Source organism: Pseudomonas sp. MH9.3 (genome assembly GCF_034354675.1).
Taxonomy (GTDB): Bacteria; Pseudomonadota; Gammaproteobacteria; order Pseudomonadales; family Pseudomonadaceae; genus Aquipseudomonas.
In genome coordinates this window covers 1,499,804-1,526,743 of record NZ_CP133785.1, presented here as the reverse complement: position 1 = coordinate 1,526,743, position 26,940 = coordinate 1,499,804, and the positions used below count along the sequence as shown (strand labels likewise).

At 60.6% G+C, this 26,940-nt stretch carries 22 protein-coding genes and 1 pseudogene; 9 read left to right on the top strand and 14 right to left on the bottom strand.

Annotated elements, in window-relative coordinates:
• The first annotated feature begins 6 nt into the window (after positions 1-6).
• On the top strand, positions 7-1,401 hold the full coding sequence (locus RHM60_RS06305; protein WP_322213965.1) for an FAD/NAD(P)-binding protein: 1,395 nt from the start codon (positions 7-9) through the stop codon (positions 1,399-1,401).
• A 334-nt stretch (positions 1,402-1,735) separates the two neighbouring features.
• Here RHM60_RS06305 and RHM60_RS06300 read toward each other — a convergent pair whose 3' ends face one another.
• The 4 genes from RHM60_RS06300 to RHM60_RS06285 are packed head-to-tail and all read right to left on the bottom strand — an operon-like array spanning position 1,736 to position 6,341.
• Positions 1,736-2,983 (bottom strand): efflux RND transporter periplasmic adaptor subunit, encoded by a 1,248-nt coding sequence (locus RHM60_RS06300; RefSeq protein WP_231422808.1) that lies wholly within the window; start codon positions 2,981-2,983, stop codon positions 1,736-1,738.
• The gene (locus RHM60_RS06295; protein ID WP_209982886.1) at positions 2,973-4,451 is read right to left on the bottom strand and encodes a TolC family protein; all 1,479 of its coding nucleotides are present in this window, start codon (positions 4,449-4,451) and stop codon (positions 2,973-2,975) included. The genes RHM60_RS06300 and RHM60_RS06295 overlap by 11 nt, the downstream gene beginning before the upstream one ends.
• A complete protein-coding gene (locus RHM60_RS06290; RefSeq protein ID WP_322213964.1) occupies positions 4,444-5,643 on the bottom strand; it encodes an ABC transporter permease in 1,200 nt (399 codons plus the stop codon). The genes RHM60_RS06295 and RHM60_RS06290 overlap by 8 nt, the downstream gene beginning before the upstream one ends.
• Entirely contained in the window at positions 5,640-6,341 is a 702-nt protein-coding gene (locus RHM60_RS06285; RefSeq protein WP_209982880.1) for an ABC transporter ATP-binding protein, read from the bottom strand. Before RHM60_RS06285 ends, RHM60_RS06290 begins: the two co-directional genes overlap by 4 nt.
• 360 nt (positions 6,342-6,701) lie before the next feature.
• On the opposite strand from RHM60_RS06285, the gene RHM60_RS06280 reads away from it, so the two are divergent.
• The 4 genes from RHM60_RS06280 (at position 6,702) to RHM60_RS06265 (ending at position 13,165) form a co-directional block, all read left to right on the top strand.
• Positions 6,702-7,454, top strand: a complete 753-nt coding sequence (locus RHM60_RS06280) for a TetR/AcrR family transcriptional regulator (RefSeq protein ID WP_209982879.1) — start codon at positions 6,702-6,704, stop codon at positions 7,452-7,454.
• Between the two features lie 293 nt (positions 7,455-7,747).
• On the top strand, positions 7,748-9,463 hold the full coding sequence (locus RHM60_RS06275; RefSeq protein ID WP_322213962.1) for a hypothetical protein: 1,716 nt from the start codon (positions 7,748-7,750) through the stop codon (positions 9,461-9,463).
• A gap of 270 nt (positions 9,464-9,733) precedes the next feature.
• Positions 9,734-10,896 (top strand): IS3 family transposase gene (locus RHM60_RS06270; protein ID WP_322212274.1). Its coding sequence is split into 2 segments (ribosomal slippage): positions 9,734-9,986 and positions 9,986-10,896, totalling 1,164 coding nucleotides; the frame shifts between segments, so codons are not numbered across the junction.
• 127 nt (positions 10,897-11,023) lie between these two features.
• Positions 11,024-13,165, top strand: coding sequence for a hypothetical protein (locus RHM60_RS06265; RefSeq protein WP_231422805.1), 2,142 nt, complete (start codon positions 11,024-11,026; stop codon positions 13,163-13,165).
• Positions 13,166-13,251: 86 nt separating this feature from the next.
• Here the strand turns inward: RHM60_RS06265 and RHM60_RS06260 are convergent, their stop codons facing one another.
• Together RHM60_RS06260 and RHM60_RS06255 are read right to left on the bottom strand one after the other, a co-directional pair.
• Complete coding sequence (locus RHM60_RS06260; RefSeq protein ID WP_322213960.1) at positions 13,252-14,313, bottom strand: FUSC family protein; 1,062 nt, start codon at positions 14,311-14,313, stop codon at positions 13,252-13,254.
• 135 nt (positions 14,314-14,448) lie between these two features.
• Positions 14,449-16,065, bottom strand: a complete 1,617-nt coding sequence (locus RHM60_RS06255; RefSeq protein ID WP_322213959.1) for an NADP-dependent glyceraldehyde-3-phosphate dehydrogenase — start codon at positions 16,063-16,065, stop codon at positions 14,449-14,451.
• A gap of 297 nt (positions 16,066-16,362) precedes the next feature.
• Between RHM60_RS06255 and RHM60_RS06250 the strand changes: the two genes are divergently transcribed.
• The 4 genes and pseudogenes from RHM60_RS06250 (at position 16,363) to RHM60_RS06235 (ending at position 19,142) form a co-directional block, all read left to right on the top strand.
• The gene (locus RHM60_RS06250) at positions 16,363-17,727 is read left to right on the top strand and encodes an MFS transporter (RefSeq protein WP_322213958.1); all 1,365 of its coding nucleotides are present in this window, start codon (positions 16,363-16,365) and stop codon (positions 17,725-17,727) included.
• Between the two features lie 773 nt (positions 17,728-18,500).
• Positions 18,501-18,686 (top strand): annotated as a pseudogene (locus RHM60_RS06245) (MFS transporter); the annotation flags it as partial.
• A gap of 67 nt (positions 18,687-18,753) precedes the next feature.
• Positions 18,754-18,930, top strand: a complete 177-nt coding sequence (locus tag RHM60_RS06240; RefSeq protein WP_209982864.1) for a hypothetical protein — start codon at positions 18,754-18,756, stop codon at positions 18,928-18,930.
• A 14-nt stretch (positions 18,931-18,944) separates the two neighbouring features.
• Positions 18,945-19,142 (top strand): DUF6021 family protein, encoded by a 198-nt coding sequence (locus tag RHM60_RS06235; RefSeq protein WP_322213957.1) that lies wholly within the window; start codon positions 18,945-18,947, stop codon positions 19,140-19,142.
• 30 nt (positions 19,143-19,172) lie between these two features.
• On the opposite strand, the gene RHM60_RS06230 is transcribed toward RHM60_RS06235, so the two are convergent.
• The 8 genes from RHM60_RS06230 to nuoK all read right to left on the bottom strand — a co-directional run bounded on the left by RHM60_RS06230 (position 19,173) and on the right by nuoK (position 26,938).
• Positions 19,173-20,395 (bottom strand): IS3 family transposase gene (locus tag RHM60_RS06230; RefSeq protein ID WP_322212102.1). Its coding sequence is split into 2 segments (ribosomal slippage): positions 19,173-20,044 and positions 20,044-20,395, totalling 1,224 coding nucleotides; the frame shifts between segments, so codons are not numbered across the junction.
• Positions 20,396-20,487: 92 nt separating this feature from the next.
• Positions 20,488-20,724, bottom strand: a complete 237-nt coding sequence (locus RHM60_RS06225) for a DUF6555 family protein (protein ID WP_209982862.1) — start codon at positions 20,722-20,724, stop codon at positions 20,488-20,490.
• A 109-nt stretch (positions 20,725-20,833) separates the two neighbouring features.
• Positions 20,834-21,148 (bottom strand): helix-turn-helix domain-containing protein, encoded by a 315-nt coding sequence (locus RHM60_RS06220; RefSeq protein ID WP_209982860.1) that lies wholly within the window; start codon positions 21,146-21,148, stop codon positions 20,834-20,836.
• Entirely contained in the window at positions 21,138-21,488 is a 351-nt protein-coding gene (locus RHM60_RS06215) for a toxin (protein WP_209982858.1), read from the bottom strand. Before RHM60_RS06215 ends, RHM60_RS06220 begins: the two co-directional genes overlap by 11 nt.
• 239 nt (positions 21,489-21,727) lie before the next feature.
• Positions 21,728-23,191 (bottom strand): NADH-quinone oxidoreductase subunit NuoN, encoded by a 1,464-nt coding sequence (nuoN, locus tag RHM60_RS06210; protein ID WP_322213956.1) that lies wholly within the window; start codon positions 23,189-23,191, stop codon positions 21,728-21,730.
• Positions 23,192-23,198: 7 nt separating this feature from the next.
• Entirely contained in the window at positions 23,199-24,731 is a 1,533-nt protein-coding gene (gene nuoM / locus RHM60_RS06205) for an NADH-quinone oxidoreductase subunit M (protein WP_003232072.1), read from the bottom strand.
• Between the two features lie 48 nt (positions 24,732-24,779).
• Positions 24,780-26,633, bottom strand: a complete 1,854-nt coding sequence (gene nuoL, locus RHM60_RS06200) for an NADH-quinone oxidoreductase subunit L (RefSeq protein ID WP_209982854.1) — start codon at positions 26,631-26,633, stop codon at positions 24,780-24,782.
• Positions 26,630-26,938 carry an NADH-quinone oxidoreductase subunit NuoK gene (gene nuoK / locus RHM60_RS06195; RefSeq protein ID WP_003174727.1) on the bottom strand — a complete coding sequence of 103 codons (309 nt, stop codon included), beginning with the start codon at positions 26,936-26,938 and terminating at the stop codon, positions 26,630-26,632. Before nuoK ends, nuoL begins: the two co-directional genes overlap by 4 nt.
• Positions 26,939-26,940 lie beyond the last annotated feature (2 nt).

Here is a 26,940-nt window from a genome sequence, read left to right as displayed (position 1 = left end):
ACCCGCATGACTGAATCCACCCGCAACGCTGATGTTCTGATCATCGGCGGCGGCCTGAGCGGCACGATGCTCGCCGTGCAGCTGTTGCGCCTGCCCGGCACACGCCAAATCCTGGTGATCGAGCCGCGCGCCGAGCTGGGGCGCGGCGAGGCCTACAGCGCGGTCGAGCTGGGCCACACGCTGAACGGCAACGCGGCGCGCATGAGCGTCGACCCGGACAATGCCGATGACCTGACCCAGTGGCTCACCGACCATATCGCCGACGGTGGCTGGCCGGAGTCCGATCAGCAGCACGTGCCGGTCAGTGAATTGTTCCCGCCACGCGGGCTGTTCGGCCTGTATGTGCAGCAGCGCCTGGCCGAAGCCCAGGCGCAGTCCACCTCCACCGTCGAGCATGTCCGCGCTGAAGCGGTCGACCTGCAGGTCGAGGCGGGCGCTGCGCTGTTGACCCTGGATAACGGCGAGCAATTGCGCGGTGCCCATGCCGTACTGGCCACCGGCATGTTCCCGGCGGCGCGCACGCCACAGACCGACTCCAGCGGCGTCAACGCAGCGGCGGTGGACCCTTGGGACGTGCAGGCGATGACGCGGATCGACCCGCAGGGAAGTGTGCTGATCATCGGTTCCGGGCTGACCATGGTCGACGCCGTGGTGTCTCTTGAGCAGGCCGGGCATCGTGGGCCGATCGAAGTGTTTTCACGCCACGGCCTGCTGCCCCATGTGCGCCGGCAGCCGCCAGCCTGGGAGGACTTTTTGAGCGCCGAACCTGCGCTGCGCAGCCCTCGGCAATTACTGCGCGCGCTGCGCCGCCAGTGCCGCCGCGCGCTGGCGCAGGGCATTGATTGGCAGGCCCCGCTGGACACCGTGCGTGCGCACATTGCCCGGCTGTGGAGCCAGGCCAGCGAGGGCGAGAAGCGTCAGTTCGTGCGGCATGTACGGCCGTGGTGGGAAAGCCATCACCACCGTGCGCCGCCGTTGAGTGCCGAGTTGGTGGCGCGGTTGCAGGCGCAGGGGCGATTGCGCATCCGGGCGGCATCGTTCAAGGGCCTGGCGCCTGCCGCCAGCGGCGTGAGCATTCGCCTGCGTTTTCGCGGCGAGCAAGGCATTACCCAGGTGAGCGGCGCCGCGCTGATCAACTCCAGTGGCATCGAATACGACTGGCGCCGCGTAGCCCGGCCGCTGCCGCAACAGTTGCTCAAGCGCGGGCTGATCCAGCCCGGCCCGCTGGCGTTGGGAATCGCGGCGGATGCGACCGGTGCGGTGCTCGATGCCCAGGGTAGGGTCAGCACGCACCTGTTCGCCATGGGCCCGCCATTGCGCGGGATGTGGTGGGAAAGCACAGCAGTGACCGACGTGGCACTCCAGGCCAAGGCCCTGGCCCTGGAACTGACGACGATCTAAAAGTGCGAGCGGGCCTACTGTAACAAGCGTGCTTACTGTGACAAACGGGCTTGTTGTAGCGAGCGGGGCAAGCCCTAATGCCGTTCAGTTAAGCGCAGATTCCCTGTGGCGAGCAGGCTTGTCCTGCGTTGGGCTGCGCAGCAGCCCCAAAACCAGACGCTGAGCCGTATCAGGTACACCGCGTTTTGCTTGATTGGGGGCGCTTCGCACCCCAACGCGGGGCAAGCCCGCTCGCCACAATAAGCCCGCTCGCCACAATAAGCCCGCTCGGCACAAAAAAACCGCTCGGCACAGGGATGTGGGGGGCTGAAATGGCTCATGTGCAGTCAATACTTCAAGGTCTCGGGATTTTCACGAAGCCGGGCTTGAGGCCGAACACCTCCACGCCCTGCGGCGTCGATTGCCCGGTGGTCACTTTCACTCGCTCCACCGGCTGATCCATCGCCGCGCGATATTCCACGGTCATATCCGCCCCAATCGCCTGGCCTGGCACCACCATTGCCTGCGCATTGTTGTAGGTCACGATGGTCAGGCGCGCACTCATGCCCAGGCGCACCCGTTGCAACTGCTGCGGGGTAAGTGTGGGGATCGCCAGGGTCACCGGAAATTGCGCGCTGCCCTGGCCCTCACTGGCAATCGCCAGGCCGCTGACCACGCTCACCGTCCCGCTCAGCCGCTCGCCATCAAAACCATCGCCCAGTACCTCCACCGCCTGGCCCTGGTGCAACTGGTTGATGTCCAGTTCGGAGACCTTGGCGACGATTTTCAGCCGCTCGATATTCGCCAGCCCGAACAGCACCTGGCCCTGGCTGACCTTGCTGCCGGACTGCACCGGGGCATTGGTATTGCCGCCCGCTTGCGCCGAATTGTTGCCGGGCGCGGGCACCACAATGCCGGAGAACGGCGCCTTGACCTCCTTGCCAGCGAGTAGTTGCTGCAGCGCTTCGTATTTCACCGTGGCGTTGGTCAGCTCCATATCGGCGATCTGCCGGTATTCGCCGCGACCCTGGTCCTGGGCCTGTTGCAGTTCGGCGCGGGCTGCCGCCAGGTCCAATTGTTGCTGCCGGGCCTGCTGCTTGAGGTCGTCGAGTTCGTTGCGCGGGATGATGCCGCGCTTGAACAGGTCTTCGCTTTCGCTGAGCCTGCGCCGGGTTGTGTCGGCGGTCATTTCGGCGGTGCGCAGGCTGCGGCGGGCGCGACTCACATTGGCGCTGCTGTCCCAGTCCTGCATGTCCTGCACGGCGCGGCGCGCCTTGAGCTGGGCGGAGAGGGCGTCGCGCAGTTGCACCTCGAGGGTGGCCGGGTCCATGCGCAACAGCACCTGTCCGGCTTCGACGCGCTGGCCTTGCTCCACCAGATTGGCCTGCACATTGCCGTCGAACGGCGCCGTGAGGGTGACGGTAGTGTCGGGCTCGATTTTGCCCACCAGGCCGATCTGGTGCACCAACTGATCAGGTTTCACCGCCAGCCATTGCTCGTCGGCGCTGCCCGGCGTTTGCGCCGGGCTGCGCAGGGCCAGGCCGGCAGCGCCCGCCAGCACGATCAACAGAGCAACCAGCAGGCGTTTTTGATTAGTAGTCATTGAGGGCGATTTCCCAGCTTTCCAGGGTCATGCCCAGCGTCAGGTCGAGCTGGGTCTGGGCGTTCAGGTAAGCGATCAGCGCATTGAGCTGCGCGTTCTCGGCGTTGCGCAGGTCGGTCTCGAAGCTCAGCACCTGAAAGTTGGTGGAGCGCCCGGCGCTGAGTTTGTCACGCTCGATCTCGATCTTGCGCCGCGACAGCTCCACCGCGCGCCGCGAGATTTCATACTGGCGCCAGCGGGTGCCCAGGTCACGCACCACATCGTTGACCGAGCGTTCGAGCTCCTGGCGGGCATCGGTGATACGGATCTCCTGATCTTCCACATTCACCCGCGCGCGCACTTCGGCCTGGCGCGTGCTGATGTCGCCGATGGGGATCTGCACCTGCACGCCAGCGTAGCTGTCCCAGCTACGGTTGTTACTGCGCCCGTTGTCATTGTCATAGGCGTCGCGCACCTGGTTCGCGCCGGCCACCAGGTCCACTTGCCAGCGCCCGGAGTCCTTGGCGATCACCAGGTTGAGGTCGGCCTGCTGACTGCCGAGCAGGGCGGCAAGGTATTCCGGTTGCTGGGTTTGCGCGAGGTTGAAGGCCTGGCGCTTGTCGATCTCCATGGGCCTGGCCTCCAGGGCTTCGCTGGCGCGAATCGGCGTGGACAGGTCCAGCGCGAGCAGGCGCAGCAACGCCAGGCGGCTGCTGTCGAGCTGGTTCTGCGCTTCTTCGACGCCCAGTTGCTGGGTGGCGATATCGGCTTCGGTCTGCACGATTTCAAATTCGGCCATGCGTCCGGCGCTGATCAGCGCTTTGTTTACCTCCAGCAATGTGTTGGAGCGCTTGAGGGCTTCCTGCACGATCAGCAGTTGCTCCTGGGCGCGCAGCAATTCGCGGTAGGTGGCGATGATCTGGCTGATGGTGCCTGCCACGGTGGCCTTGAGGTTCAGGCGGTTGGCCTGTTCGGACAGGCGCGACAGACGCAGCGGCGCGGTGGTGGCGTCCCAGCCGGCGCCGCGTGCCAGCGGTTGGATGACGGCCAGGTCCAGACCGTCGCTGCGGTATCGGCCGGCGCGGTCGGCGTTGTTCAGTTGCTGGGTCCAGGCCATGCTCAGGCGCGTGCCATATTCGCCGAGCAGGCTGGTGGACGGTGCGAGGTTGGCATTGCGCGCGCTGTCCTGGGAGCCGCGGGTGCCACGGTAATAGCTGTTGAGGGTGAGCTTGGGCTTGAACACGTCTTCGGCCACCCGCAGGTCGAACTTCTGCGCGACCCGCTGCAGGTACGCGCTGCGAATCGCCGGGTTGTTGCGCAGGCCCAGGTACACGGCGTCGCCCAGGGTCAGGCTGGTGGCCTGGGCATTCAGCGACACGCCTCGGTCGTAGCCGCTGCGGGAGGTGCTCGGTGCCGACGGCTTGATCACCACCTCGGCGGCCATGCCGGGCAGGCTGAGCAGGGCCAGCAGCCACAGCCATTTACTCATCGCGCAAGGCCTCCACCGGCTGCAACCGGGAGGCCGAGACCGCCGGGTAAATGCCAAAGAACAAGCCCACCAGCAGCGTGCTGCCCACTCCCAGGGGCAGGGCCGCCACCGCCAATGAAAACACCCAGCCCGACAGCCACGCATACAGCCACGCCGCCGTCATGCCGAGCACGGCGCCGCAGACGGCGCCGACAGCGGTGAGGGTGACGGCTTCGAGCAGGAACAGGTTGCGAATATCCCGCTGGCGCGCGCCCAGCGCCATGCGAATGCCGATTTCGCGGCGCCGCTGCGAGACGTTCATCAACATCACGTTCATCACCCCGACACCGCCGCCCACCAGCGAAATCGCGCCCAGGGCCAGCAGCAGATAGGCGAAGGTGCGGCTCTGGCGAGTCATGCCGTCGATCATTTGCTGGGGCACGGTAATGTCGACGTTGTGGTCGACCAGCTGACGTTGCAGCGCAGCGGCGGCTTCGCGGGCGATGCGCTCCATGTCCTGCCCGGGCGCTGCGCGGATGATCACATTGCCGATCTGCGGGTTGGCGTAGATGCGGCGCATGCCCTCGGCGGGGATGAACAGCGACTCGTTGGCCTGCACCGGCATCAGCATCGCCCGGGGCTGGTTGTGCAGGATGCCCACGATCAGAAACAGGTAGTCGTGGATGCGCACACGCTCGCCCAGCCTGAGCGGATCGCCCGGTGCGCCGAGGGCCTGGGCCACCTGGTCGCCGATCACCGCGTAGGTTTCATTGGCATCGAAGGGCGACAGGAAGCGCCCTTCGCGCAGCACCAGGCGCATGGCCTCGTGGATACCCGGGGTGGTGCCGACCAGGTTGGCATTCGCCGTGCGGCCGTTGAACACAACGGGGCCGCTGAACAGGCTGAGCGCACCGATATGGGCGATGCCGGGGACGGCGCTGCGCACGGCGTCCAGGTCGAGATGGGCGCGCATGCTCAGGTTACCGCTGCGTTTGGTCGGGAATTGCGCGATCAGGGTGTCGGTGCCCATGTCCTTGAAAATCATTGCGGCATCCACTGCCGCGTTGTGGCCGATATTGATCAACGCCACCACCGACGAACTGCCGATCACAATGCCCAGCAACGCGAGGACCGAGCGTTTGCCCAGGGTGCGCAGGCTGACGAACGCTTCATGCAGCAGTTGGCTCAGGCTCTGTTCAACGCGCAGGCTCATGGGCCGGCCTCGTTCACCACGCCGTTGCGCACCAGGATCTTGCGCTGCAGGCGCTCGGCGATCTGCGCATCGTGGGTGACGATGATCAGGGTCACCTGCTGCTCGCGGTTGAGCGTCAGCAGCAGGTCCATGATGTCCTGGGCGGTGCTGCTGTCGAGGTTGCCGGTGGGTTCGTCGGCGAGGATCACCGAGGGGTTGCCCACCAGCGCCCGCGCAATGGCAACGCGCTGACGCTGGCCGCCGGAGAGGTCGGCAGGGTGATGGTGCGCGCGTTCGGCCAGGCCCACCTGGTCGAGCATGCGCAGCGCCTGTATCACCGATTCATGGCGCGACACGCCGCGATAACTCAGGGGCAGCGCGACGTTGTCCAGGGCGCTGAGGCGTGGCAGCAGGTTGAAACTCTGGAACACGAAGCCGATCTGCTGGTTGCGGATCGCCGCCAGTTCATCCGGCGTGGCGCTGAAGATATCGTGGCCGGCAAAGCGATACTGGCCGCCGTTGGGTAAATCCAGCAGGCCGAGGATATTGAGCAGGGTGCTTTTGCCGGAGCCGGAGGCGCCGAGGATGCCGCAGCTGTCGCCGCGCGTGATGGACAGGCACACGTCATTGAGAATCGGCAGGTCTTGCCCCGCCAGTTGATAGCGCTTGCCGATGCCTTGCAGGGAGATCAATGGGGGTTGCGCGAAGTGCTCTGTCATCGTCGCCTACGCCTGCAGTCTGGATGCCGCCGTCACCTCTCGGAAAAACGTTGAAATAACTTCGAGGGCTGCGTGAGGCGTGTCGAGGACTGATTTGTTTCTTGTTTTTAAAATATTGTTTGAATAGTAACCGCGTTCCAGGCGCTTCGCCAGCCATTGGGGTAGAGCGGTTTTACGCTTGGCAAAGATTTATCCGACAACTGGACGCCGCCGCCGAGCACGCGCTCGACTACTGTTTGGAGGCCCGTGGACCGTGGCTTTCGATCGTATGGCAACCTGTCAGTACTTGCTTTCAAAGGACAGCCCCGGTATAAAAAATCAAATTATTTTTTAAAACAATATTTCCGCCGTGGAACCTTTATGGTCGCTAAGAAAATCAGCACGCCAAACATTACCAAGACTCGATTGCTGGATGCGACAGAGGCACTCTTTATCAAGTACGGGTACGACGCGGTTTTGTTACGGCAGATAACCGAGCGTGCCCAGGTGAACCTGGCCGCCGTGAACTATCACTTCGGGGACAAGGACTCCCTGATGAAGACCCTGCTGATGCAGCGCCTCGAGCCGCTCAACGAGCAGCGCCTGGAATTGCTCGCGCGCTGTGAGGCCGAATCCGACGGGCCGCTCGACTGCGATACCTTGCTCGGCGTGCTGTTTGCCCCGGCCATGGGCCTGGAGCGCAGCGACCCGGGCAGCGGGGAGGGGCGCTCATTCATCCGCTTCCTCGGTCGGGTCTACAGCGATACGTCGCCGTTTATCCAGGAATACCTCAAGGTGCATTACCAGCCGGTGTTCCAGCGTTTCTTCGAAGCCTTTGCCCTGGCGCTGCCGGACCTGCCGCGTAACGAACTGGGCGTGCGCCTGCAGTTTGCGCTCAAGGCGATTTCCGGCGTGATGGCCGGGACCGAACTGCGCCTGCTGATGAACTCCATGAGTCTTGGTCGCCCGGCCACTGACGCCGAGGTGATGGCCAAGCTGATTACCCTGGTGTCGGCCGCGATCCGTGTGCCGCAGCAAAGCCCCGAAGCACAAACCGCGCTGGCAAGGGTGTTGGACACCCAGCGCGTCATTCGTGAAGAAGCTGCAGCGCCTGTGACGAGGGCAACGCGCTGAGCTCGAATTGCAGGCAAAAAAAACCCGCTGGGGCGGCGGGTTCTTAATGTGCAGCATTTGTAACGGATGAGGCTTCACAGTACGGCCCAGGGTGTGAATAAATCGTGAAAAATATGTAAGAAAAAGCGTTTCATAGTCGTTTCAGCCTTAACGGGCGATTTTTAGTTGCTTTGGATGCTGCCACTCGTCGCCACTGTCAATTCTGACAGTAGATTCAATCATTATTCCAAGCGCCTCATTCACCTTGCCCGTCGCGCCGCCACTGCGCGACCCAACCCCGCAAGGTGATGGCTATGACCACTGCTACTGACACGCTTTTCTCGCCGCCCTATTCGGTCTACCCCGCTATACCGTTGACAGCTACCCCTTACCCGGAAACCGCTGAGTGGGGTCTGGGCCAGCGCGAAACGGACCCCAATGCGCTCTTCACGTTCGAGAACTGGTACGCGTCCGTTGCAAACGACAGCTTCGCCCTCTACTGGGGCAACTCGTCGCTGCCGGTGGCTCAGGACGTCGTCACGAAGATTTCCGACCGCTATAACCTGTCGATCCCCAAGACCAAAATTCGCGAAGGCGAATCCGACGTGTTCGGCCGGGTCACGCGTGCTGCCAGCGGGCAACAGGCGGATGGCTTTCCTCAAAAGTACCTGGTCAAGACCCTGCGTCCCGGCGGCCTCACATTCTGGGCCTCGGAGCAGTACCACCGGGGGTTGTTCCTGACCATCGAGGGCTTCCCGGATGGCTCGATCATCAATCAGGCCAATACCAGGAACGGGCTGTGGTGCCAGATCAAAAAGTACGAAAACATGCGCAAGAACGACACCATCACGCTGGCCTATGGCGCAACCACCATCGATCATGTGGTCAGCCCCGCCGAGGCCGCCGGGCCCGGGCCGATTCGCATGTTTATCAGCCAGCAGGTGATTTTGCAGGGCAATCAGCTGGGTCCGGTCGGCGTGGCGTTCATGGTGCGAGACGTGGTGAACAACGTCTCCGGGGAGAAGTACGCGTATTCAAAGCCCTACATTCTGAACAGCGAGCTGGACCTCAATCTGCTCAGGCCGCCGATCTTCCTGCTTGAAGGCGTCAGAGCCACCACGGTGGACCTCGATCAATCCAGCACGGCACGCTTTGCAGCGCGGGTGATTCTGCCCGACGACCCGCTGGACCCCAGCCCCCCTAACCGGATTGTGCTGATATTGACGATGACGCAGAACACCGAATACGGCGAGTCCACCCGAACCCTGCGCTTGCCTGCGGTTAGGGACAACAACCTGGGGGTAGAAACCATTGCCATCGCCAACGACATCATCACCGCTCTGAAGGACGCCACCATCCGCATAGCGTTCGAATGGCAAACCGCTGATGGCACGTTGTTGAATCGCTCGGGCAGCACCGTAGTGAGGGTAGTGGGCACGGCTGCACGTCCCTCACCGTTAAAAATAGATACCTCACCTGTAGTGCTGTCTGGGGTTAGCATTGTTTTAGGTGATACTCCGCGGATTGTCGATTTTCCTGGAAAGACAATTACCCGATCGCCTGAGGGAGGAAGTCCTCCGTATGTTTTTTCGGCAACGGGGGGTGCAGTAGAAGTTGACATCAATACTGGGAAGGTTTCAGGGGTGCGTAATGGCTCGGCAATTATTACTGCGCGTGATAAAAATGGGAGTACCGTTAGTTATCCTGTCACGATAACGAACTGCTGGTTGTTGTTGGGGGTAGGGTGGGGGGATCCAAAGGATGGCCACGCCAACTATTTCGTTAATTTACGCGCTCTGGGTGCGAGTTATCCAGGTGCGCGCGGGTTAACAGAGGAGGAATGGGCGTTGCTGTATACAGTATATGGAAGTACGCCGATGAAATTGCCGGCTAATTTTTCTTACTATCAATGGACAACTGGGCAGGTTGTTAACGGAACATCCCTTGTCAATAATCGTGTTACCGGAGCTCGTGAACCTATATCTACACTGTGGCGCGAGACCGCAACTGTACTTCTTCGCCCGTATTGATTTTTTTGCGGCCCTGTATTGAGAAATTGTCTAGCGGTTGGGTAAATTTACTTGAACGTAAATTTGCCCATTTTTTAGACTGTTCGCATGTGTAGCGGGAGATAGCATAAAGGGATAGCCTACTTAACGGCAGGCTGTCCCTTTTTTCCGTACTCAACGCCTCACCTGATTTGCCGTCTTCGTCTACCGTCCCGCATCCCTGCGGTTGTAGTGGTCTAATGAAACCGGACACCCATTTAGGCGAGAATGCTCGCCAGAACGAGGTGTCAGATGACCAAACAACGCCGTACCTTTTCCCCTGAATTCAAACGCGAGGCTGCCGACCTCGTTCTCAAGCAGGATTACAGCTTCATTGAGGCCAGCCGCTCGCTTGGTGTCGGCGAGTCGGCTTTGCGCCGATGGGTCGACCAGGTGCAGCAAGAACGCATGGGCGTGACCCCGCAGAGCAAAGCGCTGACCCCGGAGCAGCAGAAAATCCAAGAGCTGGAAGCCCGAATTACTCGCCTTGAGCGGGAAAAATCGATCTTAAAAAAGGCCACCGCGCTCTTGATGTCGGAAGATCTCGAGCGTTCGCGCTGATTGACCAGTTGAGCATCCACGAGCCGGTTGATTGGCTGTGCAAGGTGTTTGAAGTGACCCGCTCGTGCTACTACGCTCGGCGTCTCAGGCGCCGCACACCGGATGTAGAACGCCTTCGATTGCGCAGTCGGGTGAGCGAGTTGTTCACCCAAGGCCGCAGTGCTCCCGGTAGCCGTAGCATCATGGCCATGATGCAGGACGACGGCGAGCAGATCGGGCGATTCAAGGTACGCAGCCTGATGCGCGAGCTGGAGTTGGTCAGCAAACAACCGGGATCGCATGCTTACAAAAAGGCGACGGTCGAGCGGCCCGACATCCCTAATATTTTGAACCGAGAGTTTGATGTGCCCGCTCCTGACCACGTCTGGTGTGGCGATATCACTTACATCTGGGCTCAAGGGAAATGGCAGTATCTGGCGGTTGTGCTAGATCTTTTTGCCCGCCGTGTTGTGGGTTGGGCGTTGTCGGGAAAGCCGGATGCCGACTTGGTCATCAAGGCCTTGGACATGGCTTACGAGCAGCGAGGGAAGCCTCAGGGTTTGCTGTTCCACTCCGACCAGGGCTCGCAATATGGAAGCCGGAGTTTTCGCCAGCGCCTTTGGCGATATCGCATGCGTCAAAGCATGAGCCGGCGAGGAAATTGTTGGGATAACGCGCCGATGGAGCGGGTGTTCAGGAGCCTGAAAACCGAGTGGGTACCGACCATGGGCTACGCGACGGTCCAACAAGCTCAGCAGGATATCAGCCATTTTTTGATGCACCGGTACAACTGGATTCGACCGCACCAATTTAATGGTGGGCTGCCACCGGCTCAGGCCGAGAAAAAACTTAACGTCGTGTCCGGGATTAGTTGACCACTACAGTCTTACCACCCGTCGCCACTGTCAATTCTGACAGTAGATTCACTCCGCCTCCCAGGCGCCTCATTCACCTTGCCCGTCGCGCCGCCACTGCGCGACTCAACCCCGCAAGGTGATGGCTATGACCACTGCGACTGACACGCTTTTCTCGCCGCCCTATTCGGTATACCCCGCCATACCGTTGACAGCTACCCCTTACCCGGAAACCGCTGAGTGGGGCCTGGGCCAGCGCGAAACGGACCCCAATGCGCTCTTCACGTTCGAGAACTGGTACGCGTCCGTTGCAAACGACAGCTTCGCCCTCTACTGGGGCAACTCGTCGCTGCCGGTGGCTCAGGACGTCGTCACGAAGATTTCCGACCGCTATAACCTGTCGATCCCCAAGACCAAAATTCGCGAAGGCGAATCCGACGTGTTCGGCCGGGTCACGCGTGCTGCCAGCGGGCAACAGGCGGATGGCTTTCCTCAAAAGTACCTGGTCAAGACCCTGCGTCCCGGCGGCCTCACATTCTGGGCCTCGGAGCAGTACCACCGGGGGTTGTTCCTGACCATCGAGGGCTTCCCGGATGGCTCGATCATCAATCAGGCCAATACCAGGAACGGGCTGTGGTGCCAGATCAAAAAGTACGAAAACATGCGCAAGAACGACACCATCACGCTGGCCTATGGCGCGACCACCATCGATCATGTGGTCAGCCCCGCCGAGGCCGCCGGGCCCGGGCCGATTCGCATGTTTATCAGCCAGCAGGTGATTTTGCAGGGCAATCAGTTGGGTCCGGTCGGCGTGGCGTTTATGGTGCGAGACGTGGTGAACAACGTCTCCGGGGAGAAGTACGCGTATTCAAAGCCCTACATTCTGAACAGCGAGCTGGACCTCAATCTGCTCAGGCCGCCGATCTTCCTGCTTGAAGGCGTCAGAGCCACCACGGTGGACCTCGATCAATCCAGCACGGCACGCTTTGCAGCGCGGGTGATTCTGCCCGACGACCCGCTGGACCCCAGCCCCCCTAACCGGATTGTGCTGATATTGACGGTGACGCAGAAAACCGAATACGGCGAGTCCACCCGAACCCTGCGCTTGCCTGCGGTTAGGGACAACAACCTGGGGGGAGAAACCATTGCCATCGCCAACGACATCATCACCTCCCTGACGGACGCCACCATCCGCATTGCGTTCGAATGGCAAACCGCTGATGGCACGTTGTTGAACCGCTCGGGCAGTACGGTGGTGAGGGTGGTGGGCACGGCCCAGTGGTCTGCGCTGCCTCATCCAGTCCTCAATGGCGCCGCAAGCGTCGGGCAACAGACGGCCGTTGATCCGTTGGCCATCGAGAACTATACAAGTGTGACCGTCAAGTACCCAGGCATGCTCGCGACGGATAGCATCACATTGATATGGATGTATCAGGATGGCACTCAATATCAGACAACACTGGGAGGCCAGACGAGCGGCTCAGTAATATTTGATCTGACATCGGCTCAGGTCGTGCATAAAAGCGTAAACAGTAAAGTGCAGTTGAGCTACTCGATTGTACGGGGTGGTAAAACCATCGCTTCGGTTGTTCAAACGGTCACGGTGGCAACCATTGTTCCTGGCAAATTGCCGAGTCCGTTGATTAATGGCTTGACCTCGGGTTCGACGTTGTTTTGGAAAGCTTTTTACAGTAGAGAAGTGGCAGTGGCTAAGTGGCCGCTGATTAAAGCAGGGCAAAAAGTATGGCTGACTATCACGGCGGCAGGTATTGAGCTGAAAGTGTTGGAGGGTTACTCTGTTAATGCAGATGAAGCCAGAAATGGACTGGTGGATAAAGTCGTTTTGCGTGATAGGATTGCGGCTTTGCCAGAGGGCAGCAGGGTTGAGGTGAAATGCTCAGTGGCGTTTGATGAAGGGGGTGATCCGACCAGGGCCGTGCTGTTTCCGATAATGACCTACATGATGGAGCCTAAATTTAATCCGCCCGTTATCACACATGCAATAGTGGCATCCTCAGGCAGAGTTTTACCCAATGGTGGTAGGTTGAATTTAGCCTCGGAGGGTACTGGCGTGAATTTCTACTGGACCTGTGATGCCAGGCCTTATGCACGGTATATGTATGTGAAGGACTCCAATATTGGCGGATATTCGTTCCTCGTTCCCGCCAACGTTACATCCTGGTCAGCTTGGACTGGTTTTCATGTTCCCAACGTTACCACATTTATATATGTCCAAGAGTCCTATGATCTCAATGCTAGGTCAAACCTATTCAGTTGGACCAAGACATAACGTATAGGGTGTTTGTGTTAGATTTTATAAATTAACAGTAAGTGGGACAGCTCTACTTAACCGTAGACTGTCCCTGTTTTTATCCCTCAAATCCGCCAATGACTCGACGTTCTCGCCAGTTGCTGGCGCATCCCCTCCACATTCCCCGCTAATTGCAGCGTCAGCAACCGATACCCGTCCAGTGCACTGTGCACCGGCGCTTGCAGCCCACCGCCATCCGTTGCGTGAGCCGCAGGCCGATCCAGCCGTTCGGTAAACCCCGACTTCAATGCCCGCGCCATCCCTACCAGTTGCACCCGAATCTGTCGGTGCTCGGACTTCAACATCATCTGCATACGCGCCATCGCCTGCTCATCACGCGGGTCTGGCCGGGTATTGCCAAGAATCTCCAGGGTGCTGATGCACAGGCGCAGGTGCCGTTGGATGGCGTCCAGTTCGGTCAGGGAAATGCGCACCTCCTTGGACACTGACGGCATCAGCGAGCGCAGTTGCACCATCGCCGTGTTCAGGCGGTTGAGCAGCTTGAGGTGTTCATCGTCGGTCACCGACTGGCCGCTGATAATCCGGCTGTAGATTGCCGCACAGTCGCGCAACGCACTGGCCAGGTTGTAGCGCCAGGAGTACACCGCGTACAGCGGCAGGGCGAACGAAAACGCCAGTGCCAGCACAATGCCGATCAGGATATCCACGGTGCGCCACAAGCCGTCCGAGATCGGATTGTCGCCGTGCCCGGCCACGATAAACACCGTGATCGCCGACAGCAGCGCGATGTAGCCGCCCTTGCCGATGGCGTGATAGGAAAAGAATCCGCACACCACCGACATCAGCAGGTAGGTCAACAGCGGCAGGCCGAAGTAGGCCTGTTGCACCACCAGCAGCAAGCCGACACTGGCACCGATCAAGGTGCCGTATGCGCGTTCCACCGCCTTTTTGCCGATGTTGCCGTGGTGCTGCAAGCCGCCGATCACGATGAGCATGGTCACCGACGCCCATTCGCCGTGGGGCAGGTTGAGCCCGGTGGTGAGCAGGATTGTCGCCAGCAGGCCGATTGACACGCGCACGGCGTGGATCAGCTTGGCATGGCGATAGCGGCGGTAGGGGTCCAGCAACGGGCGCAAAAGGCGCCGGGCAAACAGGGGCAAATTCATCGGTAGTAAAGTGACCTCGGTAATCAGGGGGAAATGCTATCCACTGTGGGCGCTGGCTTGCCTGCGATAGCCTCACCGCTGCGTGGCAGACAGACCGAGGAGCCTGCATCGCAGGCAAACCAGCTCCCACATTCGTCAGAAGATGTAATCGGTGGTCAGAAAACTTGAATCCCGGTTACGCAGAATATCGCTGACCAACGCCTTGTTGCTCTCCTGGAATTTGGTCGCCACCAGCGTGCGGATCGAGAATACGCGCAGCGCGTCATGCACAGACAGCGTGCCTTCGGCCGAGTTCTTGCGCCCGTTGAACGGGAAAGTGTCCGGCCCGCGCTGGCACTGGGCATTGATGTTGATACGGCCCACCTGGTTGGCGAAAACGTCTACCAGCCGCCCGACTTCCACGGCATTGGTGCCGAACAGGCTCAATTGCTGGCCGAAGTCGGAATCGAGCACGTAGTCGATTACCTTGTCCAGATCACGGTAGGGCACGATCGGCACCACCGGGCCGAACTGCTCTTCGTGGTATACGCGCATCTGCGGGTTCACCGGGTACAGCACGGCCGGGTAGAAGAACGAACCGCGACTTTCGCCGCCGTTCGGGTTCACCACCTTGGCGCCGTGCAGCACGGCATCGGCCACCAGCGCGTTGAGATAATCCACCTTGCCCACCTCCGGCAGCGGCGTCAGCGACACACCATCTTCCCACGGCATGCCTGGCTTGAGCGTGGCCAGTCGGGTGTTGAATTTTTCGATGAAGCTGTCCACCACCGTTTCATGCACAAACAGGATTTTCAGCGCGGTGCAGCGCTGGCCGTTGAACGACAGAGCGCCGGTGACCGCTTCGCTCACGGCATTATCCAGGTCGACCTCCGGGAGCACGATGCCGGGGTTTTTCGCATCCAGGCCCAGGGCCGCGCGCAGGCGGTGCGGCTTGGGGTGCAGCTTTTTCAAATCGCTGGCGGCCTTGTTGGTGCCGATAAACGCAAAGATATCGATCTTGCCGCTGGCCATCAGCGCGCTCACGGTTTCGCGGCCGCTGCCGTAGATCACGTTGATCACCCCGGCCGGGAAGCTGTCGCGAAACGCCTCCAGCAACGGACGAATCAGCAGCACGCCGAGCTTGGCCGGCTTGAACACCACGGTATTGCCCATGATCAGCGCCGGGATCAGCGTGGTGAAGGTCTCGTTCAGCGGATAGTTGTAAGGGCCCATGCACAATGCGACGCCCAGCGGCACGCGGCGGATCTGGCCGAGGGTGTCCTGTTCCAGCTCGAAGCGGCTGGAGCGACGGTCGAGTTCCTTGAGGGCATTGATGGTGTCGGTGATGTAGTCGCAGGTGCGGTCGAACTCTTTCTGCGAGTCCTTGAGGTTCTTGCCGATCTCCCACATCAGCAGCTTGACCACCGCATCGCGCTGTTCGCGCATACGCCGCAGGAACGCTTCGACATGCTGGATACGATCAGCCACGCGCATCGTCGGCCACTCGCCCTGGCCACGGTCATAGGCGCGCACGGCGGCATCGAGGGCGGTAAGGGCGGTGTCGGCGTCCAGCAACGGCGTGCTGCCGATGTGCACGCGTTCATCACCCAACTGCACCGGGCTTTGCACGCGGGCCAGCGGGCCGTTCCAGACCTGCAAGCGGCCATCGACCAGGTAATCACGCTGTTCAATCGGCGCGGCGAGGCGAAATTGTTCGGGAATATCGGTGGAGGCGGTGGGAAACAGCTGGGCGAGCAGGTTGCTGGTGGTCATGTCGCTACCCCGGGAATAGTGTCCAAACATGACGAGAGAGTTACCCATCCACCGGCTCGATGGCAAGGGCTGCGCGGTTTGCCGAACGCTGTACAAATGTGGGAGGGGGCTTGCTCCCGATGGCGGTGGGTCAGTAAGCATCAATATTTGCTGACCCTCTGCTCCCACAGCGAGTCTGCGTTTAACTGAACCTTGCTCGTCCCAGGATGAATATTTTGACAGCCAGCCGATTGTTGCCTGAAAAAAATCCGCGCTGCCCGTAACCTACAGGCCCCTTGTCACCCGTGCGGAGCGTTCATGTCTTCTGTTGCCGATGGGCTTGCCCTCAATAAACGCCTGCCAGCTGTTATCGCGCTGTCCCTGGGCATCGGCATGGCGACGCTGGACACGGCCATCGTCAACACGGCGTTGCCGACCCTGGCCGAAGGTATCGGCACCGATTCGGCCTCGGTGATCTGGGTGGTCAACGCCTACCAGTTGGCGATCATCGCAACGGTGCTGCCGTTTGCGTCGTTGAGCGATGTGCTGGGGCATCGCCGCGTGTACCTGGGCGGGCTGCTGCTATTTATCGTCTCGTCGCTGTTGTGCGGGCTGGCCGGTTCGCTGTTGACCCTCACCGCCGCGCGTGTGGCCCAGGGGCTGGGGGCGGCGGCGTTGATGAGCGTCAATACCGCGTTGCTGCGCCATATCTACCCCTCGAAGATGCTCGGGCGGGGCCTGGGCTATAACTCGCTGGTGGTGGGGCTGGCGTTTACGCTGGGGCCGACGGCAGCGTCGGCGATTCTTTCGGTGGCCAGTTGGCACTGGTTGTACCTGATCAATGTGCCGTTGGGGCTGCTGGCCCTGGGCCTGGGGGTGCGCTCGCTGCCCACGCTGCCGATCAGCGGGCACGCCTTTGATCGCCTGGCAGCGTTGCTGTGTGCCGGTTTGTTCGCGTTGCTGGTGCTGGGCCTGGGCGCCGCCGTGCATGGGGCGCAGGGTGCATTGACCATCGGGCTGGTGGCGCTGGCAGCGGTGTGCGGTGCCCTGCTGCTGCGCCGCGAGGCCGGGCACCCGGCGCCGATGCTGGCGGTGGACCTGTTCAAGCGCCCGGTATTTGCTTTGTCCTCCCTCACCGCCATTTGCGCGTTCAGCGCCCAGGGCCTGGCGTTTGTGTCACTGCCGTTTCTGTTGCAGGCGGCGTTGGGCCATAGCCAGGTGGAGACCGGGTTTCTGATGACGCCATGGCCAGCGGTGGTGGCGGTGATGGCGCTGGTGGCCGGGCGTCTGGCGGATCGGGTGTCCCTGGGCCTGTTGTGTGGCGTCGGCCTGCTGATGCTGAGCCTCGGCATGGGCGCGCTGGCGACTCTGGGCAATGAGGCCTCGGCATTTGATATCGGCTGGCGCATGGCGTTGTGCGGCGCCGGTTTCGGGTTTTTCCAGTCGCCCAATCTCAAGGCCCTGATGACCAGCGCCCCTTTGGCACGCAGTGGCGGGGCCAGCGGCATCGTGGCGATTTCGCGGCTGCTGGGGCAGACACTGGGCGCCTCGTTGGTGGCTCTGTGTTTTCACCTGTCCGTGAGCAGCGGCCCGCACTACGCGCTGTGGCTGGGGTGTGCGTTCGCGCTGGTGGGCAGTGTGGCCAGCGGGCTGCGTTTGTTGCCGTATCAACAGCGGGTCTGACTGTAATGCCATTCCCTGTGGCGAGCAGGCTTGTCCTGCGTTGGGCTGCGCAGCGGCCCCAAAACCAGGCGCTGAGCCGTATCAGGTACATCGCGTTCTCCTTCACTGGGGGCGCTTCGCACCCAACGCAGGACAAGCCCTAATGTCAGTCAGTTAAGCTCAGATCTCCTGTGGGAGCGTTGGTGCGACGATTCGACTTGCCCGCGAAAGCGGTGGGTCTTCAGCATCAATGTTTGCTGCGCCGACGCCATCGGGAGCAAGCCCCCTCCCACATTTTGTACAGCGTTCGGCAGACCATTTCGGTCGGCTCTCAGGCCGCCGCGCTTTTGCTTTTGATCTGGAAGCGCCCCGTCAAACACGCTGGCCGAGCGCAGGTTTTGGAGCGTGGGTAACCCGGCAGGACGCCGGGTTAGCCGCGCTGGGCCAAGGATGGCCCATCGCGGCGGCCCATGCTCCAAAGCCTGCGTGAGGGCACACCGAGCCCAGGCGAGGTGCCGAGTGTTGGGGCAAGAGCGTTTTGCTTACTTTTGCGCTTTTCAAAAGTGAGCCGCCGTAAGGGCGGAACCCTAAGCCGTCGTTACCGCACAACCGATATGTACACCGAAAAGTCGCACCGCTCGTTGCTTCGAGCATCACGCTGGCTTAACTGAACGGCACTAGGGCAAGCCCGCTCGCCACAGGGCGCAAACTCACTGGGCGGCAGCGGGCTGACCCTTGTAGAACAGCATCGGTGAGGGCTAGTGTGACGACTTGATTGTGAATGTTTCAGCTTTATGAGCAGTCAGGCCCACCGTATCGCCGATACCACCTCTCGCCGCGCCGCGCTGACCCTCGGGTTCTGCCTGCCCAGTGACGTGTTGCTTTATCTGCTGCTGCCGATGGAGTCCGAAGCCTTCGGCATCACCTTGGCCCAGGCCGGCGTGCTGTTGGCGGCCAACCGCCTGGTGCGGATCTTCGGCAAACAAGTTGAACGATGGCCGAAGGCGGTTTCTCTAAACCTGTGAAGCCCTTTACAGGTACGCCATCATGCCCGAATACAAGCAGCCACCGCCGGGTACGCCCGATACCCATCGCACCCCCGGCGAAGAGGAGCGCGACAACGATGCGTTGCGCCCCAACGACCCACAGGACCGACCGGACGACGATGTGAAGCAGGTCGAGGAAAACCTCGACACTCTCCACGATAAAGCCCGCCCGTTGTAAGAGAGGAGGTCACCATGAGCAATCCCCCTAAAGGCCCGCGTTCAAACGAGCATTCAAGCGGCAAGGATGAGCTGGGTTTCGACCCGGACTCTCCCAATGTGTCAGACCCGCAGGTCGATCCCATCGGCCCGGCCATCGCCCCGCTGGACGAGAAAAAGCAGTCGGAAAAAAAGCCGCCCTACGATCCGTTGGGCGACTTGAAAAATGTCTAGTCCTGAAATAGGTTTACACCTGTTTCAGTCTCAAAACGCCTGATGCACCGCATCGGGCGTTTTGTATTTCAGGGATAAGTGCGGCCGCTCCCCGTTGTAGATCAGCACCGACTCATCCACCATTTTTACGGCATCCGCCAAATCTTTGGGCCGGTGCAGCAAAAACTCAGTTTTCAAAATCCCGTTTACCCGCTCTGCCATCGCGTTCTGATAGCAATCGTAGCCGTCCGTCATTGAGCACTTGATCCCATGCTTGGCGTGCATTTGCTGGTACAGGTCGGAGCAGTATTGGGCCCCGCGATCCGAGTGATGGATCAGCGATTGCTTGGATTTTCGCTGGCTAACAGCTTTCTGCAATGCTTTGACCACCGACTCCGTATGCAAGCTGTCATGCACATGATGACCCACGATCTTGCGTGAGTACGCGTCTGTTATCAGGCTGACGTAAACAACACTTTCCCGCGTGGGCAGATAGGTAATATCTGCAACCCAAACCTGCTCGGGCCTGCCAGCGACAACTTGTTCCGGGCCTGCTTTGAGCAGGTTGGGATGGCGGCGGAACCGATGATGGCTATGCGTAGTTTTATGATAAGCACGCTTTCGAGGAACCAGCTCTCGCGCTTCGCGCAAGATGGAAAAAAGACGGTCTCGACCAACAATTACCTGCACTTCAGCCTCAGTGCTCATCAGATAATGCAGCTTGCGCGTGCCTAACCTCGGCTGGCGACGCCGCTTTTCCAGAACAAAGTCCACTACTTGCTGGTCTTGGTGAGCTCTCGCATCAACGGCTCGGTTACGTTTGTAATACGCTTGGCGCGAAATTCCCATGAACAGGCAAGCCCTGGTAATGCTCAGGTCTTGGATTTGCCCTTGCGAGAGGACTTGCCGGGTCGCTTTTTTACGATGGACACACCGTAATCATTTTTCAAGACGTTCACGACAGCTTCAAAGAACTGGGCCTTTTGATTGCTCAGCGCCAACTGTTCTTCAAGCTCTTTAATCCGCTGCTCGGGTGTCAGCGGGAGGTTGGGGTCGGTCATCGGCCTGCTCCGCGGCGCTCGGATTGAGGCGCCTTGGCTCCAGTCCTGTCGGCCATGCTTGCGTAGCCAAACCAGTACCGTGGACCGGCCCTGAATGCCAAAGCGCCGTTGAGCCTCTTTATAACTCAACTCGCCTTTTTCGACTTGGTCTACGACCGACAATTTAAAAGCTAGCGTGTAATCGCGTTGGCTGCGCCTTTTTCCCGTATCCATTGAGTCCTCCTGAAGAAAGGTCAGAAGGTGTAAACCTTATTCAGGACGGGACAAAAGTAAAAAAAGAGCCCCGCCATTGTGCGGGGCTTTGTTTATTTGGGTGGGTTCCAGCTGACTTCGGTGATGCCGTATTTCTCCGCCCAGGGGCGCGTGGTTTTCTTCACCTGTTCATGGCCTACGCGGCCAATACGACTAACGTGTGCAATGTCGGCATCAACGGCCGCCCAGTGCCAGGCTTCGGCGTTGTTCATGACTTCGGCGCGTACGACAAAGGATTTCGGCTTACCGTGCAGTTGATAGTGGATGGTGTAGATTTTTGCGGTACTCATGTTGCCTCCCTGTCTTGTTATAAATGGATAGGAAGCTGTTCTAAAAGGTTCATTCAAAATGACAACGTGCACGATGCCCAGCCGCTTCGCGAGCGAAACGCGCAGCCCATCAAGTCAATGCGGCCAAATGCGCCACGGTTTCCGGAAAGCGTGCCACCAGACGGATCAGCGTCACGGCCTGGGCATTGGGTTTGGCGCGCCCTTGTTCCCAGTTTTCCAGTGTGCGGATATTGGTGCGCAAGTACAGGGCGAATACCGAGCGCGAAAGGTTGAGCTGCTGGCGCACGGCAACCACTTCTTCGGCGGTAAGCGGTGCCAGGTGGGTGAGTTGAACCTTGTGGGTACGCAGGGTGACCTTGCCTTGGCGCGCTTCGGCCAAGGCGTCGAAGCCTTCGACCAGTTCGGAAAAAATTTCACGTTTCATGATGTGTTCTCGCTTTGATTTCCCTGTCCAGCATCTGTTTTAAGGATTTTTTGTGGTGAGGTGCCAGGTCGTCCTGTTCGTGTTTGCCGTACAAGGTGAACAGCCAGAATTGGGTGCCGCCTGACCACCAGTAGTAAATGATCCGCAGGCCACCGCGTTTACCTTTGTTGCGCCGCTCATCGACGAAGCGGACCTTGCGCAGCCCGCCGGTTCCCTCGATCACGTCTCCTGCTTCCGGGTTCTTCATCAACGCCTGTTGAAAACCGTGGAAAAGCTCGTCACTCAGATAATCCTTGCGATGCCGCTCGAAGGCCGGCAGTTCGATAAATAGAGCATCTATGTTCTATACGTAGCCTGCGTATAGTTTGCTGGCCCACTCGCAAGGGGTCAAGTGACCGCGCTGTGGGAACCTTCCTAAAACGCAACCACCATAAAGTCGCCCCCAGCGCATGGATGCCAGATGAAGAGGTAGATGGAATAGGAAAATTCTGCGAACAGGGAAGGGTAGCGGCAGCGCGACCCGGAAACGCAAAACGGCGCCCGAAGGCGCCGTTCTGTTTATCGCATGTGACTAGGTGATCAAACGCCCAGCACCGCATGCTGCACCAGGGTGAGCAACGGTTGCGGGTACACGCCCAGGAAGAAGGCGAGCAGGGCGATGGCCAGCAGCATCACGCCACCTGCCTTCTGTTCCCAGTGCAGCTCGGCGTCCACGCGGCGCAGGTTCGGCTCGATCAGGTACAGGGTAACCATCACGCGCAGGTAGTAGAACACGCCGATGGCGCTGCCCAGTACCAGGGAAGCAACCAGCCACCATTGGTGCGCTTGCACACCGGTAGCGACGATGTAGAACTTGCCGATAAAGCCCGCCGTCAGCGGGATGCCGGCCAGGGACAACATCATCACGGTGAGCACGGCGGTCAGGTACGGACGGCGCCAGAACAGGCCGCGGTATTCGTACAGTGCGTCGGCATCACGGCCCTTGTACGGCGACGACATCAAGGTGATCACGCCGAATGCGCCGAGGCTGGTGATCACGTAGGTGACCAGGTACACGCCAATGGCTTCCACGGCCAGGCCGTTGCTCGCCACCAGGGCGATCAGCAGGTAGCCGAAGTGGGCGATGGACGAGTAACCCAGCAGGCGCTTGAGGTTGTTCTGGGTCAGTGCCAGCAGGTTACCGAACAGGATCGACGCAATGGCGATCACGGTCAGTACGTTGCTCAGCACGCCGGTGTTGGCCGCAGGCGAGATCTGGAACAGCCGCACCATCACCGCAAACACCGCCACCTTCGATGCGGTTGCCAGGAACGCAGCCACCGGCGCCGGGGCGCCTTCGTACACGTCCGGGGTCCACAGGTGGAACGGCACCAGGGAGAGCTTGAACGCCAGGCCGATCAGCATCATCGCCAGGCCCAGCTGGGCAATCGGCGCAGGCATGCTGGTGGCGGCCAGAGCGTGACCGATGCCGGTGAAACTCAGGCTGCCGGCTTCGGCGTAGAGCAGGGCCATACCGAACAACAGGAATGCGGAACCGGCGGCCGACAGCACCATGTATTTGATGCCGGCTTCCAGGGAGCGCTTGTTGAAGAAGGCGTAGGCCACCAGACCGTAAGTCGGGATCGACAGCAGTTCCAGGCCGATGAACAAACCGGCCAGGTGCTGCGCACTGACCAGCACGATACCGCCGGCCGCCGCCAGCAGGATCAGCAGGTACAGCTCTTCCTTGTTGCCCGGGTAGCCGGTGCCGCCTTCGCCGAGGTAGGCATGGGCGAGGGTGACGCAGGCCAGGGTCGCGACCAGGATCAGCGCGATGTACAGCAGCGCAAAGTCATCGACCATCATCAATGGCGTGACCGCCAGTGGCGCAACCTTGAGCGCCGGGATGATCGACAGCAGGGCCAGGTTCAACCCGGCGCAGGACAGCAGGAACGTTTGCGAATGATTGCGGCGCCAGGCGATCGCCAGCATCACCACCACGATGGTGAGGCTGGTGATCAGCAGCGGCGCAAGCGCGATAAAGTGTTGGATCGTGAATTCCATAGCGCTCTTACCGGGCCGAAGCGAGTTGAGAGAAGGCGGTGCCGAACCACTGCTGCACGCCATGCATCGTTGCGGCAGAAGTGTCCAGGAACGGTTGCGGGTACACGCCGATGTAGATCAGCAGCACCGCAAGGCCGAGCACCATGATCAGTTCGCGCGCATCCATCCCTTGCAGGACGGTGTCGGACTTGGCCGGGCCGAAGTAGGCGCGGTGGATCATGATCAGCGAGTAGACCGAACCAAACACCAGGCCGGAGGTAGCAATCGCGCTGATCCACGGCGTTTGCACGAAGGCACCCATCAGGATCAGGAACTCGCCGATAAAGTTGCCGGTGCCTGGCAAGCCCAGGGACGCGGCGGCGAAGAACAGGCTGATTGCCGGCAGGTAGGCGATGCGCGACCACACGCCCCCCATTTCACGCATGTCACGGGTGTGCAGGCGCTCGTACAACTGACCACTGAGGATAAACAGTGCGGCGGCAGAGACACCGTGCGCCAGCATCTGGATCACCGCGCCCTGCAGCGCCAACTGGCTGCCGGAGTAGATGCCGATCAGTACGAAGCCCATGTGGGAAACGGACGAGAAGGCAATCAGACGCTTGATGTCGGTTTGCGCGAACGCGAGGAACGCACCGTAGAAGATCCCGATCAGACCCAGGGTCATGGCGATCGGCGCAAACTCGGCCGAGGCATTCGGGAACAGCGGCAGGGCGAAACGCAGCAGGCCGTAGGCCGCCGTCTTCAACAGGATACCGGCGAGGTCGACGGAGCCGGCGGTCGGCGCCTGGGCGTGGGCGTCCGGCAGCCAGGAGTGGAACGGTACCACCGGCAGCTTCACCGCAAACGCGATGAAGAAGCCCAGCATGAGGATGTACTCGGTGGTCAGGGACATCTTGGTTTTCAACAGGTCGGCGTAGTTGAAGGTAATCACGCCCGTGCTGTTGAAGTTGACCAGGACCAGACCGAGGATCGCCACCAACATGATCAGGCCGGAAGCCTGGGTGAAGATGAAGAACTTGGTCGCCGCATAGATCCGGGTTTTCTTGCCGTCCGACGAACTGTGACCCCAGAGCGCGATGAGGAAGTACATCGGCACCAGCATCATTTCCCAGAAGAAGAAGAACATGAACAGGTCGAGGGCGAGGAACACGCCGACCACGCCGCCCAGGATCCACATCAGGTTCAGGTGGAAGAAGCCCACGTGACGCTGGATCTCTTTCCAGGAGCAGAGTACCGAGAGGATACCCAGCAGGCCGGTCAGCAGGATCATCAACAGCGACAGGCCATCGAGGGCCAGGTGCACGTTGATGCCGAAGCGCTGGATCCACACGTGCTTGAACTCAAGCGCGAAGGTGGGATCGACGCCCGGTGCCGGCGCGAATGAATAGTCGCCATGGGCCCACAGCCAAAGGCCGAGCGCAAGTTCCAGGGACATGGTCAGCAACGCGATCCAGCGGGGCAGGGTGGCGCCGAAGCGTTCACCCATCCAGCAGAGCAGGCCGCCGATAAAGGGGATCAGGATTAGCCAGGGCAGAATCATGACGGGCTCGTTTCCTTTCGCAGGTTCTTACAATTCGCAAGGTTCATATCAGACCGCTACCACTACGATGGCGCCGATCACCAGCACGGCACCGATCGCCATGGACGCTGCATACCAACGCAACTGGCCGGTTTCGCTGCGGCTCAGGGCGGTATGACCGGCCTTGGCGGCGCGCGGGATCAAACCAATGGTCTGGTCGAGCGGGTCTTTGCGCAGTACATGGCTGATCGCAAGGTACGGTTTGACGAACAGTTTGTCGTAGAGCCAATCGAAGCCCCAGGCAGCGAACCACCAGGCCGACAGGAAGCGCCCGATGCCACTGTTGGCAACGCCCGTGACGAAGCGGCGCTTGCCGAGGAACAGCAGGGCCGCGAGCAGGATACCCGCCAGGGCGATGGCGCCCGAGGCGATTTCCAGGCTGTGCTTGGCGGCGCCACCGGCATGCCCGGCGCTTTCCGGCAGTACACCGGCCAGTGGCGGGGTAATCAGGGCGCCGATGAACGTCGACAGGATGATCAGCACCGACAACGGCAGCCAGTGCGAGATGCCGTGGCCCGCGTGCGCTTCGGTCTTGGCTTCACCGTGGAAGGTGATGAAGATCAGGCGGAAGGTGTACAGCGAGGTCATGAATGCACCCACCAGGCCTGCGTAGAGCAGGTTCTGGTTACCGCTGGCAAACGCTTCCCAGAGGATTTCATCTTTCGAGTAGAAACCGGCAGTCACCAACGGCAGGGCGGCCAGGGCGGCACCACCGACGATGAAGCTGGCGTAGGCCAGCGGCAGTTTCTTCCACAGGCCGCCCATCTTGAAGATGTTCTGCTCGTGGTGGCAGGCCACGATCACTGCACCGGAGGCAAGGAACAGCAGCGCCTTGAAGAAGGCGTGGGTCATCAGGTGGAAGATCGCCGCGTCCCAGGCGCCAACGCCCAGGGCCAGGAACATGTAGCCGATCTGGCTCATGGTCGAGTAGGCGAGGATGCGCTTGATGTCGGTCTGCACCAGCGCGGCGAAGCCGGCCAGTACCAGGGTCACGCCACCGACGATGCCCACAAGATGCAGGATATCCGGCGCCAGGGTGAACAGACCGTGGGTCCGCGCGATCAGGTAGACACCGGCGGTTACCATGGTTGCCGCGTGAATCAGTGCGGAAACCGGGGTCGGGCCGGCCATCGCATCCGCCAGCCAGGTTTGCAACGGCAGTTGCGCCGATTTACCCACGGCGCCGCCCAGCAGCATCAGGGTCGCCAGGGTGATCCAGAAGTCGCCGACCTGGAATTTCTGCGGTGCCAGCACCAGCAGTTCCTGGATATTCAGCGTGCCCACCTGTTGGAACAGGATGAACAGACCGATGGCCATGAACACGTCGCCGATGCGGGTGACGATAAACGCCTTGAGGGCCGCGTTACCGTTGTTGCGGTTGCTGTAGTAGAAACCGATCAACAGGTACGAGCACAGACCCACGCCTTCCCAGCCGAAGTACAGGAACAACAGGTTATCGCCCAGTACCAGGAACAGCATGCTGGCGATAAACAGGTTGGTGTAGGCAAAGAAGCGCGAGTAGCCCGCTTCGCCGCGCATGTACCAGGACGCGAACAGGTGGATCAGAAAGCCCACACCCACCACCACGCCGAGCATGGTGATCGACAGGCCGTCGACGTAGAGGGCGAAGTTGGGCTTGAAGCCCTCCACCGACATCCACTGCCACAGCACGAGCGTGTAGTGACCGCCTTCCGGCGGCGCCACGTTGAATTGCCAGATGACATAGGCGGCCACGATGGCCGACAGGCCAATGGAGCCCACGCCGATCAGGGCCGAGAGGTTTTCCGACCAGCGCCCGCGAGAGAACGACAGCAGCAGGAAACCGATCAGGGGAAATACGAAAGTCAGAAAGATCATGTTCATCCGCGCATCTCACTGGCAGCGTCGATATCAAGCGTGTGGAAGCGACGGTACAGCTGCAGCAGGATCGCCAGGCCGATACTGGCCTCGGCGGCTGCCAGGCTGATCACCAGAATGAACATGACTTGTCCATCCGGCTGGCCCCAACGTGCGCCCGCCACGATGAACGCCAGTGCCGCAGCGTTCATCATGATTTCCAGGCTCATCAACACGAACAGAATGTTACGGCGCACCATCAGGCCGACCAGGCCAAGGCAGAACAGGATGCCGGCGACCGCCAGACCATGCTCCAAAGGGATAGCAGGCATCG

Bases quoted from the DNA above. Each gene is read 5' to 3' on its own strand.
- RHM60_RS06305 (WP_322213965.1), top strand. From the start codon at position 7: ATGACTGAATCCACCCGCAACGCTGATGTTCTGATCATCGGCGGCGGC.
- RHM60_RS06220 (WP_209982860.1), bottom strand. From the start codon at position 21,148: ATGAAACGTGAAATTTTTTCCGAACTGGTCGAAGGCTTCGACGCCTTG.
- RHM60_RS06265 (WP_231422805.1), top strand. From the start codon at position 11,024: ATGACCACTGCGACTGACACGCTTTTCTCGCCGCCCTATTCGGTATAC.
- RHM60_RS06240 (WP_209982864.1), top strand. From the start codon at position 18,754: ATGCCCGAATACAAGCAGCCACCGCCGGGTACGCCCGATACCCATCGC.
- nuoM (WP_003232072.1), bottom strand. From the start codon at position 24,731: ATGATTCTGCCCTGGCTAATCCTGATCCCCTTTATCGGCGGCCTGCTC.
- RHM60_RS06290 (WP_322213964.1), bottom strand. From the start codon at position 5,643: ATGAGCCTGCGCGTTGAACAGAGCCTGAGCCAACTGCTGCATGAAGCG.
- RHM60_RS06300 (WP_231422808.1), bottom strand. From the start codon at position 2,983: ATGACTACTAATCAAAAACGCCTGCTGGTTGCTCTGTTGATCGTGCTG.
- nuoL (WP_209982854.1), bottom strand. From the start codon at position 26,633: ATGAACATGATCTTTCTGACTTTCGTATTTCCCCTGATCGGTTTCCTG.
- RHM60_RS06285 (WP_209982880.1), bottom strand. From the start codon at position 6,341: ATGACAGAGCACTTCGCGCAACCCCCATTGATCTCCCTGCAAGGCATC.
- nuoK (WP_003174727.1), bottom strand. From the start codon at position 26,938: ATGCCTGCTATCCCTTTGGAGCATGGTCTGGCGGTCGCCGGCATCCTG.
- RHM60_RS06255 (WP_322213959.1), bottom strand. From the start codon at position 16,065: ATGACCACCAGCAACCTGCTCGCCCAGCTGTTTCCCACCGCCTCCACC.
- RHM60_RS06275 (WP_322213962.1), top strand. From the start codon at position 7,748: ATGACCACTGCTACTGACACGCTTTTCTCGCCGCCCTATTCGGTCTAC.
- RHM60_RS06295 (WP_209982886.1), bottom strand. From the start codon at position 4,451: ATGAGTAAATGGCTGTGGCTGCTGGCCCTGCTCAGCCTGCCCGGCATG.
- RHM60_RS06280 (WP_209982879.1), top strand. From the start codon at position 6,702: ATGGTCGCTAAGAAAATCAGCACGCCAAACATTACCAAGACTCGATTG.
- RHM60_RS06235 (WP_322213957.1), top strand. From the start codon at position 18,945: ATGAGCAATCCCCCTAAAGGCCCGCGTTCAAACGAGCATTCAAGCGGC.
- RHM60_RS06260 (WP_322213960.1), bottom strand. From the start codon at position 14,313: ATGAATTTGCCCCTGTTTGCCCGGCGCCTTTTGCGCCCGTTGCTGGAC.
- RHM60_RS06250 (WP_322213958.1), top strand. From the start codon at position 16,363: ATGTCTTCTGTTGCCGATGGGCTTGCCCTCAATAAACGCCTGCCAGCT.
- nuoN (WP_322213956.1), bottom strand. From the start codon at position 23,191: ATGGAATTCACGATCCAACACTTTATCGCGCTTGCGCCGCTGCTGATC.
- RHM60_RS06225 (WP_209982862.1), bottom strand. From the start codon at position 20,724: ATGAGTACCGCAAAAATCTACACCATCCACTATCAACTGCACGGTAAG.